The organism is Methylobacterium sp. J-072 (assembly GCF_022829425.1).
In the GTDB taxonomy this organism is placed as follows: domain Bacteria; phylum Pseudomonadota; class Alphaproteobacteria; order Rhizobiales; family Beijerinckiaceae; genus Methylobacterium.
In genome coordinates this window covers 16,540-26,131 of the sequence record NZ_JAKSYK010000111.1, presented here as the reverse complement: position 1 = coordinate 26,131, position 9,592 = coordinate 16,540, and the positions used below count along the sequence as shown (strand labels likewise).

The window sequence follows — 9,592 nt, the reverse complement described above, 5'->3', positions numbered from 1 at the left end:
TGCAAGCTCGGCCAGGGCACCACGGCGGACCCGTGGACGCGGTTATCAGAATGCCAGACGGAATCCCCCGACGATGTTGCGTGGCGCACCCGCGAACACGGACCCGGTGGTGGCCGCCAGCACCCCGGCGCCGTTCTGGAGGCCGGTGGCGCCGCTGATCGAGTTGGCGAGGTTCTGGGCCGAGGCGACGTAGGTCGTGTCGAACAGGTTGCGCACTTCCAGGTAGAGGTTCAGCCGCTTCGCGTAGCCGCCGGTTAGCTCCGTGGCATAGTGGACGTTGGCGTTGACGATCGCGTAGCCCGGCGCCTTCAGCAGGTTGGCGTTATCGATGTCAAAATCGCCCTGCATGACGGTCTCGACGAAGGCCCCGAGCCCGGCGAGCGGCCCGGTGGGCACATCGTAGCCGATCCGCGCCAGGAGCTGATGGGCCGGCACGCCGGGGATCCGGTTGCCCGCCCGGTCGAACAGGCGGGTGAGGCTGCCGGCGCTCAGCTGCTCGGTGTAGCGCGTGTAGATCTGGTCATCGAACGTGTAGGCCAGGACCCCGCGCCAGCCCGGCGCGAAGGCCCAGTCGGCTCCGACCTCGACGCCCCGGTGCTCGGAGGCCGGCGCGTTGAACGTGTAGGCCAGGAGCCCCGCGCCCGGCGATTGCGAGACCAGCTCGTTGCGGAAGAATTCGTAGAAGCCGGTCACGCTGAGGCGCAGGGTCTCGGTCGGGCTCCAATCCGCCCCGAGGTCGAAGCCGAGATTCTCCTGGGTCTGGAGCTGGGTGTTGTTGCCGGGCAGCCCCGCCGGCGTGACGAACAGGTTGCCCGCCGCCGGCGTGGTGTAGCCGGTGGCGACCCGGCCACGGAACGCCCAGGCGTCGTCCGGCCGGTAGACCAGGGCGAGTTCGGGGGCGACGTTGAGGAAGTTGCGGTCGGCATCCGCCACCGTGCGGGTCGTGCCGCTCGCCGCGTAGCTGTAGGCGAGGTTACGGCCGTTGATGGCGGTGCTCTCGGCGCTGATGCCCAAAACGCCGGTCCAGCTTTCGGACAGGGCGAGTTCGAGCCGCGCCCGGCCGCCGAGATTGGACTGTCCCGCATCCTGAACGCCGATCAGCGCCCCGAGGCGGGACGCGCCGAACGGCGTCAGGTTGTAGGTGGGCGTATGGATGTCGATCGTGTTGTAGGCGAGCGCCACGTAGCCCACCGCCGGCAGGCCGAATAGGTCGCCGCGCCGGGTCACGTCGGTGAGGAAATTCCAGGCCGGGAAGGAGCCCAGGAAAGCGTTGGTGTAGAACGGCTGGTTGAAGTTGCGCTCGTCGAAGCCGAGCTGCGTCCGCCAGGTGGTGAACGCGTCGATGTCGTGTTCCCAGCGCGCCGCCACGATGGTCCGCCGGTCCTTGCGCCCGAACCCGCCCTCGTCCGCGGTCACCGGCACGGTCGCCCCGAACGCGCCGTTGCGGAACAGGCTGAAGGTCGTGCAGCCGGGCGCCGCGCTCGCGGCCGCGGCGCAGCCCCGCTGGTACGGGTTGATCCGGTACTGCGCCAGCGAGGAGCGGGCCGCGAGATTGGTGTCGAGCGTGCTGTTGATCACCTTCAGGGTGAAGCGATTGTCCGGCGTCGGCGTGTAGCTCGCCAGGAGATTGATGGTCTGCGTGTCGAAGCTGGCGTGATCCTGATAGCCGTTGCTGCGCACATCGCTGGCGAACAGGCTGATCTCGAACGGGCCGCTGGCCTTGCCGACGGTGAAATAGTTGCTGAGGTAGCCGAAGCTGCCCGCGTCGGTCCCGATCTCGTAGCCGTCGATCTCCCGGCCGGTGCGGGTGCGGAACGCGATGGCGCCGCCCGTGGCGTAGTTGCCGAACAGGGGCGATTGCGGGCCGCGGAACACGTCGATGCGGCTGTAGGCCCGCGGGTCGGTCAGGTCGAAGCGGGACGCACCGTCTGGCTGCGTGAGGATGAAGCCATCCTCCAGCACCACCGTATTCTTGATCACGCCGGTGGAGCGGGCGTTGTTGCCGCGGATCGAGATGATCACGTCGCGCCCGCCATTGCCCTGGCGGACGGTGACGCCGGGGCTGTTCACCAGCACCGAGCCGATGCTGGTCGCCGGCCGGTTCGTGATGGTGTTGTCGCGCCCGATCCCGGTAACGACCTGGCCGACCGGGTGCTCGATCACCGAGGGGGCCGAGCCCTGGGGCGCGGCCACGCCGAAGGGCACGGCGACAGCGGGTTGGCCCGCGCCGGGACTGGCCTCGCCTTCGACGGAAAGCTCGTCCAGCGTGACGGCTTGCTGCGCCGTTGCGGGCAGGGCCGTGCCTGCGAGGAGCACGGCCAGCGTGCCGAACCGCGATGCGGCCTGGTGAATCGACATCTCAAAAGTCTCGTCTGATCGGTCGTGGAGCCGGACGGCGCGGTCGCCGCCCGAATGGAAGCCGTGATCAGGCAAGGACGGGTGGCGCGCGCGGTTGGCCTGCGACGCGCGGCGCCGGCTTCGGACGGGACGGGGGCGGGATCGGCCAGACCGGCGTGACCCAGCGCAGCAGGCGGGCGAGGCCGGGAGCTTCAGGATTGGGCGGGGGGACCATCCCGGCGCGGCACAGCCGGCACACGTCGCAGGTTGGCGGCGCCATCGGCTGGTCCACAGACGCGCCGATCGCGTCTCCATCCGGCGGGTGTCCGCACAGGATCGCACCTTGCAGCTCGGGCAGGGCCAGCGCCATCCGCAGGGCGGCCACCGGCGCGAGGGCCTGCACCCACAGGGCGAGCAGGATCAGCCCGGTCCCGAGGAAGCCGGACCGCCTGTGCAGAGTCATGCGGTCGGTCGACACGGGCATCGAGCCCGCTATCGTCAGATCAGGCCGCCTCGCGCCTGCGGACCATCTGCACGGCCAGATCGAGCCCGATCATCCCCAGGATCGCCAGGCCGGTCAGGGGAAACAGCACCCCGAGCGCGGCGATCACCAGGGTCACGGTCGCGACCACGCGCCGGTCCCGCGGCCAGGGCGGCACGCCGAGGCCGCCGGCCGGGCGGCGCTTCCACCACATCGTGGCGGCCGTGACGGCGAGCAGGATCGTGGCCAGGCAGAAGGCCAGCATGGCGAACTGGTTGGCCCGGCCCCAATGCTCGCCCTTGTGGATCCCGATCCCGTATTGGACCGCCCGCCCGACCGGGCCGAGCTCGGCAAAGTGCACGTCGACCAAGGGCGCGCCGGTATATTGATCGAGGGAGATCAGCCGCTGCTGGGCGACATCGTGTGGGTAGGCCGCCGCGGCATAAACCCCGTCGGCGCCAACCGGCAGCGCGAGTTCGTAGCCTGGCGGCATCCCGAGCCGCGTCAGGATCGCAGCGGCCTGATCGATCCCGATGGGCTCCACAGCCCTGGCGGCCGGCCGCGAGCGCGGCACCGGCGCATCCTGCAGGGTCCAGCCGGCATCCGGCAGCCGCGCCCGCATCGGCACCGTCGAGACCGGACGGTTGGCCCACAGGATCGCGGGCTGGCCGAGGCCGGCGGCGTTCGACCAGGTGCGCAGCTGCTGCCCCCACCAGATCGACCAGGGCAGCCCGGTGATCGCCAGGAACAGCAGGCCGCCCCCGGCCACGAGCCCGGTCACGGCGTGCAGGTCCCGCCACCAGACCCGGCGGTTCGGGGTCCCGCGCAGGCTGACGACGCCGCCGGTCTGGCCGCGCGGCCACCAGAGGTACAGGCCCGTGATCACAAGAACGATGGCGAAGCCCGCCACCACCTCGACCAACGCGTTGGCGAAGGGCCCGAAATAGCTGAGGCTGTGCAGCCCGCGCACGACCATCATGAACTCGCCGTCGCGGTCGACGCGGTCGAGCACGGAGCCGGTATAGGGATCGAGGTAGACGAGGCGCTTGCGGCCGTCCTTCGACAGGGTGACCACGGCCGAGGCGTCGGGCGCGGCGGGGTCCGTGTAGGAAACCGGTACCGCGTCTGGCTCCACTTGCAGGGCGTTGAAGATTAGCCGGTCCGGCCCGAGGGGCGCCGTCGCCTGGATGACCACGCGGGTCCGGTAGGCGAACAGGCTGCCGTTGATCTCGTCCTTGAACACGTAGAGCGCCCCGGTCGACGACAGGCTGATCAGGAACGGCAGGCACAGCAGCCCGGCATAGAAGTGCCAGCGCCACACGGCACGATAGACGGCCTCGCGGGAGGCACGCCAAGCGGCGACGGCCCCGAAGGCGGGGGCGCTGCCGTGCAGGAGAATCGACATGGGAACGGTCCGGGCCTGAACGATCGGAAGACGGGATCGTCAGGCGGCGGGCGGACCTCGGGCAGAGGTGGCTGAAGGTGGCGGACCGGTCTTCGGTCGCTCGGCTTCCGGCCGCCAGGCCAGGCGCAGAGCCGGCGCGAATGGCCACGCGACGGCGACCGGCTCAGACGGGGGCAGCGCCACGCCGACCGCCTGCACCAGCGTGCAGCACGGATGGGCATGGAGCGGAGCCGCCCCGTTATCGGGCGTGCCGGAATCGTGCTCGGCGCATAGCACCGCGCCGGATGTCCCAAAGGCATGGGCCGGCGTGGCGAAGCCAAGGAAGGCCTGGAGCAGCAGCGCGTAGAGCGCGACCATCCCGATGATCGCGCGGCCTTGGACCATCTGGGGCAGGCACCGGCGCATGGCCAGATTGTTAGGCATCGCCGCCGCCGCACGTCAACGGGGCGTCGACGCTCGGTTGCTCGCCATGAGGCCTCAAGGATTTTTCGGCTGTGGACCTCAAGCCCTCAGATAGGAGGGCTTGTCGCTCGCGCGCCTCACATGCCGGCCCGCCCAGCGTGCGTTCCGACTGAGACGCCCGCGTTCAGTGGCAGACGACCTGAACCGTGAAATCCCGGGCCTTCTCGGCGATCCCGGCACCGTCCATCGGGTCGGTGGTGCGCACGGTGATCGGAGCCTCGACGCCGTTCGCCTCCAGAAAATTCAAGGCGATCGTCGACTTGATCGCGAAGTTCACGTTCTGCGGCACGTCACCCGAGGCGAAGGCCACCTGCTTGGATTGGACCACCCCGATGACGTTCCCGTACTGGTCGAGCGCGGGGCCGCCGCTATTGCCCTGGTGGACCGGCGCCGAGATCTGAATCTTGCGTGTGTCGTCGCCCGATCCCGCGGTGGCCGTGACGTTGCCGATGGTGAAGTTGCCGGTGGAAGCGAGGACATCGCTCTGCGGGTAGCCGTAGACATAGACGTTCTCGCCGAGCCGCGCCCGGACCGACAGGGGCGGCACGGCCTTCTGCGGGGTATCGGTAGCCAGCACCGCCAAGTCGTTGGTCGCGTCCCGCGCCACGAGCCGCGCCGTCAGTAAGGGACGGCCGGGCTGCCGGACGGAAAAGTCCGAGCAGGATTCGACGACGTGGTTGTTGGTGAGCAGGTGCCCGCGCTCCGAGACGTAGAAGCCCGTCCCGGTGCTGACCATGCCGGCCTCGAGCTTGCGCGGTTTCGTCAGCCCCGGCGCCTCCTTGGCGGCGGCACTGATCACGTCCTTCTGGCAGCCCATCACGGCGTCGAACGCCTCCGTGGACCCGACGAGGGACAAGACCGCGATCTGCCGCCCCTGGAAGATCACGCTGATGCTGCCGGCATTGGACAGATCGGCGACGAACCGCTCCTTGAGGCCCGACTGGAACAGACCGTGGGCGTCCCCGCGCTCGAAGCCCGTGAAGGTGCCGCGCCACTTCTCATGACCGGCGATCATCTGGATGTCGTACTGGCCGCCGACTTCCAACGAGCGCCATTTGGCGTTCGTGAGCGCGAGGTAGGATGAGCCGCGCGCGCCGCCGAAGCCGAACCACAGGGTCGTGCCATCCCCGTAGCTCGCCGCCGCGAGGCAGCCGCCCAGGCTCTCGCTGTAGCCGATCGACCAGCCGGCCACCTTTCCGAAGGTCTTGTCGACCGTGAGGTTCGGTGGAGCCGGCGACGCCGCGGCCGGCGGCACCGCAAGGCCGACAGTCAACAGGAAAGCCCAGGCAACCTTCGATCGGGACATGCGGTCGGTCCGGCGTGCGGCGGGGGCGGGACGGCTCAGCGGGTCTGGTTCACGGAGGTGGTGGCGCTGCCCTGCGGCGAGGCGAACGGATCGGCCGACGCGTTCACCACCTGCGCTCCGGACGGGCCGGCGGCCGGCGGCATCGGACGCTGGCGCGCCACCTTCCGGCGCGGCGCATGACGCACCTCGTGGATGACCCGGACCGTGCGCCTGGGAACGTGGTAGACCACCACCGGCCGCTCCCGAGCCGCCTGCGCGGCGATCGAGCCGGCGATGACGCCGCCCAGCACGCCCCCGGCCAGCCCGCCGAAGAGGGCGCCGGCGCTCTGCGCCTGCGCGGGCATCGGCGCCAGGCCGACCATAGCAACGGAGCCCGCCGCGCAGGCGGCAACCAGGAAACGCCGCATCATAAGCTTGCCCTCAACAGACCAGAATCGAATCACGATCCGCGCAAAGCTTATCTTGATGTGGAGCGCTGTGAAGTGGGCAAGTCCACGCCTGCGTATTTAAGGTTGCTGCTGAACTAACTGATGCGTGATGAGCTGCGTAGACAATGCGGATGGATCGATGGAATTAGTTGGAGGCGTCGTTAATATTGTATCGCCCCGATCTGTTCGAGGGACGGCAGCCGATCCTTGAAACGCACCGGGCGACGGACTCGCGCAGGAAGAAGGCAGCGTTTGGTCGGAAGAATACGGGCCCGACGGATCGGATAAACAGTGCCGTGCCTGCCTGCTCGGGAAGATCCACACTCGATCCTTCGGACCGAGACATCATCCGTTGCACCGAACAAGGCGGCCCCGCATTTCACATGCAGGAACTGCGGTCGGGTTCAGGCTGGCTATCGATACGGCTGAAAGGCCGAAAACTTAGGTGGCTGGGGGACCTGGATTCGAACCAGGACTAGAGGAGTCAGAGTCCACCGTTCTACCGTTAAACTATCCCCCACCGCGCCGGGCGGCCTGAAAGCCACAACCGGACAGCACCCGCGCCGACATGGCGGCCCCGGGCGTGGCGGTGAGATATGCGGAATGGCGTGACAGGTCAACCGGGCGTTCCGCGGTTGACGCGGTGACCAGGGCAGCCATAACCGGAGGGCCGCAGGCGCGGCCGGGAAGGGTGGCCGAGTGGTTTAAGGCAGCGGTCTTAAAATTCGCTCCTGGCCATCCCGCTGTGTCCTGTCGCGTTGCCTAACGGCCTGACAGGTAATCGAAAATCGGCTTCCGCGCGTTCTCTCATCGTTCTTCATCCCAGCTGATACCAACGAGTTGGGTAGCAAAAGCGGTAGCAATCGGACGCGTGCATCCAACGGGCATCGCGGACGAGTTTTGAGCTACCTGTGCCAAAGCGGAAACGAATTCAGTTTTGCGTGACACACCGAAATTTTGTCCGCAGCGATCCCCGCGGGTGTTCCCAACGCCGCGAAACGATCGGTGACAGGGTTTAGTTAGAGATGCAGGACTGCCGCACGGGTTGCGCGAGCGGCGTTCGTGAAGAGTCGCACGCTCCTTGCTTCGGCTGCCGGTCGGCCACACCCCGACCTCCACGCTCGCCCAAGCCTTTGCTCCCCTCAGGGCCAAGGCGGGCGTGGATGCTTCGAGTTCCGGCTCGGCAAAACGGAAACGGTTTCCGTTTTCAAAAAGCGACACGGTGTCGTGTTTGGCCTCCCCGGATTAGAGGTGGCCAAAACGGACATCGTGTCCGTTATGCGAAACCGTTTCGTAATTGGCCGATCCAGATTTGGAGCCGCTCCCCCAATCCGGGGATCGAGTTCCCCGAAAGTGTCCACACTTGGGAGACTTTCGGCGCAAGTGCTTGAGCCAGCGCTTTAATCGGGTTCCCCCGAATTAGTCATAGGGGGTGGCGATCCACCACCCCCTACCGGAACAGCACCGGCATCGGCGGGATCGCCGGCACGCCGCTGACTGTTCGAGGCATCGGGCCTCGAGCGACTGCGATCAGGGTCCGCAGGCTCCGGGTGGCGTAGTAGTTCGCCCTGCGCATGTCGTGGGTGGCACGGCGGACCCGCCTCGTGTGCCACCACGCCACCGCGAGGATGAACGGGCTGATCAGGCGCATAGCTTGATCACCTCCCGCAGGACGACGCGGACCAGACGATCATCATCCGACAGCGTCGACTCATCATCTGGGTGCCAGCCGGTCGTGTTGACCTTGAGGTCTCGGAGCAGCAACCGCGCCTTGGCGCTGATGCCCGCCGGCGAGGCCGAGGGCTCGTTGATCGCCCGACGGAACACCTCAGTGTAGCGGTCCATCTCCTCGTCGAGGCGATCGTCGTCCCAGTGCTCCTGATGCGAGACGGTGTCGATGTAGACGGACTGCCCGACCGCCCAGTCGCAAGCTTGAACAAGATCGGACGGCCCCAGATTTGGGGGCGATCCTAAAGGGAGGGCCATGACGGCCCCACCTGTGAGTGGGGCGGCGAGGATGGCGCCGAGAGCGGCGCGGCGGGTCGCGACACTCATGGCTGCCCTCCCGCTGCTTGGTGAGCCCGCTTCCACTTGGCGTCGATCCGTTCGCCAAGTTCGGTAAGGGGCTTCCCAATCACCCATAGGACGCCCGGATCGATGTTGCAGGACACGGTGCCAAGGAGCCGAACAACCTCACCCCAACGAGCCACATCGGCAACATCGTCTTCCATGTCGCTGATAATCGAGAACAGCTGATCGCGGACGCTCATGCGCGCCTCCCGAAGCTGTCCTGCGCGTAGGCATCGCCATCCATGAACGTTGGCTGCGACCAGCCCTCCACCGTCTCCGGCTCGCGCTCGTCATCGTTCTCAAGATCGCTGCCGGACCACTCGTCCCCAGCCAGGATGGAGGCGTTGACGGTGAGGCCGCACAGGCTCGGCTCTCGGTCCGGCTCCTCATCGTGCGGCTCATCTTGGATGTCGCCACCGTGTTCGTTCTCGTGCTCGCGATCGTCGCCAGCATCTTCCTCACGGTCGTCACCGCTGCCGTATACCCAATCGAGGGCCGGACCGACCGTGAAAGGCTCGGAGGCCCCAAGGCTGGGCTCGGCGTCGGGATCGGGGCTGAGCGCATCTAATAAGGCCAGGTCCGCCTCGATCCGGTCGGCGATCCGGCGGCGCAGCTCGCGGACGCGCTGGCGGTCGGCATCGGCGAAGAAGCTCGCCAGACCAATCTGGATGTTGGCGATGGCCAAGTCGGCGGGATCGGTCTCCCGGCAGGCTCGAATGGCCCGGGAGACGGGGCCCAGCTGCCGGCCGGGCCCCTGGCCTAATAAGGGCCGCGGGTTGCCGGACTGGGGCAATAAGGGCGTGCGTGTGCTATGGGCGTGAGTAGCCATTGGCGAAGATCCCAGGCGTTGATGGTCAGGACCGACCGAGTGTTGCAAGCGCTCGGTCGGTCCGGTATTATTAGCGCTAGAAATGGGAGGCCGCAATAGCTAGCGCTAGAAAATCTTCGCGCGGTCGGCCTCGGATCGACGCCACTCCGGTGAATGTGCGGTTGCCGCCCGAGCAACTCGCTCCGCTGGACGCTTGGATCTCAGATCAACCAGAGCCAAGGCCGTCTCGCCCGGAGGCGGTTCGGCACGTGCTCTCCGACTGGCTCACCGGCCG

10 protein-coding genes and 1 tRNA gene are annotated in these 9,592 nt (G+C 67.7%); all 11 read right to left on the bottom strand.

Features of this window, described 5'->3' with window-relative positions:
- Positions 1 to 45: 45 nt before the first annotated feature.
- The 11 genes from MKK67_RS12380 to MKK67_RS12330 all read right to left on the bottom strand — a co-directional run bounded on the left by MKK67_RS12380 (position 46) and on the right by MKK67_RS12330 (position 9,174).
- A complete protein-coding gene (locus MKK67_RS12380) occupies positions 46 to 2,358 on the bottom strand; it encodes a TonB-dependent receptor family protein (protein WP_243965109.1) in 2,313 nt (770 codons plus the stop codon).
- A gap of 67 nt (positions 2,359 to 2,425) precedes the next feature.
- The gene (locus tag MKK67_RS12375; RefSeq protein WP_243965106.1) at positions 2,426 to 2,821 is read right to left on the bottom strand and encodes a DUF2946 family protein; all 396 of its coding nucleotides are present in this window, start codon (positions 2,819 to 2,821) and stop codon (positions 2,426 to 2,428) included.
- Positions 2,822 to 2,840: 19 nt separating this feature from the next.
- Complete coding sequence (locus MKK67_RS12370; protein WP_243965104.1) at positions 2,841 to 4,223, bottom strand: PepSY-associated TM helix domain-containing protein; 1,383 nt, start codon at positions 4,221 to 4,223, stop codon at positions 2,841 to 2,843.
- Positions 4,224 to 4,262: 39 nt separating this feature from the next.
- Positions 4,263 to 4,646 (bottom strand): hypothetical protein, encoded by a 384-nt coding sequence (locus MKK67_RS12365; RefSeq protein ID WP_243965102.1) that lies wholly within the window; start codon positions 4,644 to 4,646, stop codon positions 4,263 to 4,265.
- 163 nt (positions 4,647 to 4,809) lie between these two features.
- Positions 4,810 to 5,991: a S1C family serine protease gene (locus MKK67_RS12360; RefSeq protein ID WP_243965100.1), complete on the bottom strand. Its 1,182-nt coding sequence runs from the start codon at positions 5,989 to 5,991 to the stop codon at positions 4,810 to 4,812.
- A gap of 35 nt (positions 5,992 to 6,026) precedes the next feature.
- Positions 6,027 to 6,401, bottom strand: coding sequence for a hypothetical protein (locus tag MKK67_RS12355; protein WP_243965099.1), 375 nt, complete (start codon positions 6,399 to 6,401; stop codon positions 6,027 to 6,029).
- A gap of 464 nt (positions 6,402 to 6,865) precedes the next feature.
- Positions 6,866 to 6,939: transfer RNA gene (locus MKK67_RS12350), tRNA-Gln, on the bottom strand.
- Positions 6,940 to 7,869: 930 nt separating this feature from the next.
- Positions 7,870 to 8,070, bottom strand: coding sequence for a hypothetical protein (locus tag MKK67_RS12345; protein WP_243965096.1), 201 nt, complete (start codon positions 8,068 to 8,070; stop codon positions 7,870 to 7,872).
- Entirely contained in the window at positions 8,061 to 8,474 is a 414-nt protein-coding gene (locus tag MKK67_RS12340; RefSeq protein WP_243965094.1) for a hypothetical protein, read from the bottom strand. Before MKK67_RS12340 ends, MKK67_RS12345 begins: the two co-directional genes overlap by 10 nt.
- The gene (locus MKK67_RS12335) at positions 8,471 to 8,689 is read right to left on the bottom strand and encodes a hypothetical protein (protein ID WP_243965092.1); all 219 of its coding nucleotides are present in this window, start codon (positions 8,687 to 8,689) and stop codon (positions 8,471 to 8,473) included. Before MKK67_RS12335 ends, MKK67_RS12340 begins: the two co-directional genes overlap by 4 nt.
- Entirely contained in the window at positions 8,686 to 9,174 is a 489-nt protein-coding gene (locus tag MKK67_RS12330) for a hypothetical protein (protein WP_243965089.1), read from the bottom strand. The genes MKK67_RS12335 and MKK67_RS12330 overlap by 4 nt, the downstream gene beginning before the upstream one ends.
- Positions 9,175 to 9,592 lie beyond the last annotated feature (418 nt).

Bases quoted from the DNA above. Each gene is read 5' to 3' on its own strand.
- MKK67_RS12380 (WP_243965109.1), bottom strand. From the start codon at position 2,358: ATGTCGATTCACCAGGCCGCATCGCGGTTCGGCACGCTGGCCGTGCTC.
- MKK67_RS12335 (WP_243965092.1), bottom strand. From the start codon at position 8,689: ATGAGCGTCCGCGATCAGCTGTTCTCGATTATCAGCGACATGGAAGAC.
- MKK67_RS12340 (WP_243965094.1), bottom strand. From the start codon at position 8,474: ATGAGTGTCGCGACCCGCCGCGCCGCTCTCGGCGCCATCCTCGCCGCC.
- MKK67_RS12355 (WP_243965099.1), bottom strand. From the start codon at position 6,401: ATGATGCGGCGTTTCCTGGTTGCCGCCTGCGCGGCGGGCTCCGTTGCT.
- MKK67_RS12370 (WP_243965104.1), bottom strand. From the start codon at position 4,223: ATGTCGATTCTCCTGCACGGCAGCGCCCCCGCCTTCGGGGCCGTCGCC.
- MKK67_RS12365 (WP_243965102.1), bottom strand. From the start codon at position 4,646: ATGCCTAACAATCTGGCCATGCGCCGGTGCCTGCCCCAGATGGTCCAA.
- MKK67_RS12345 (WP_243965096.1), bottom strand. From the start codon at position 8,070: ATGCGCCTGATCAGCCCGTTCATCCTCGCGGTGGCGTGGTGGCACACG.
- MKK67_RS12375 (WP_243965106.1), bottom strand. From the start codon at position 2,821: ATGCCCGTGTCGACCGACCGCATGACTCTGCACAGGCGGTCCGGCTTC.
- MKK67_RS12360 (WP_243965100.1), bottom strand. From the start codon at position 5,991: ATGTCCCGATCGAAGGTTGCCTGGGCTTTCCTGTTGACTGTCGGCCTT.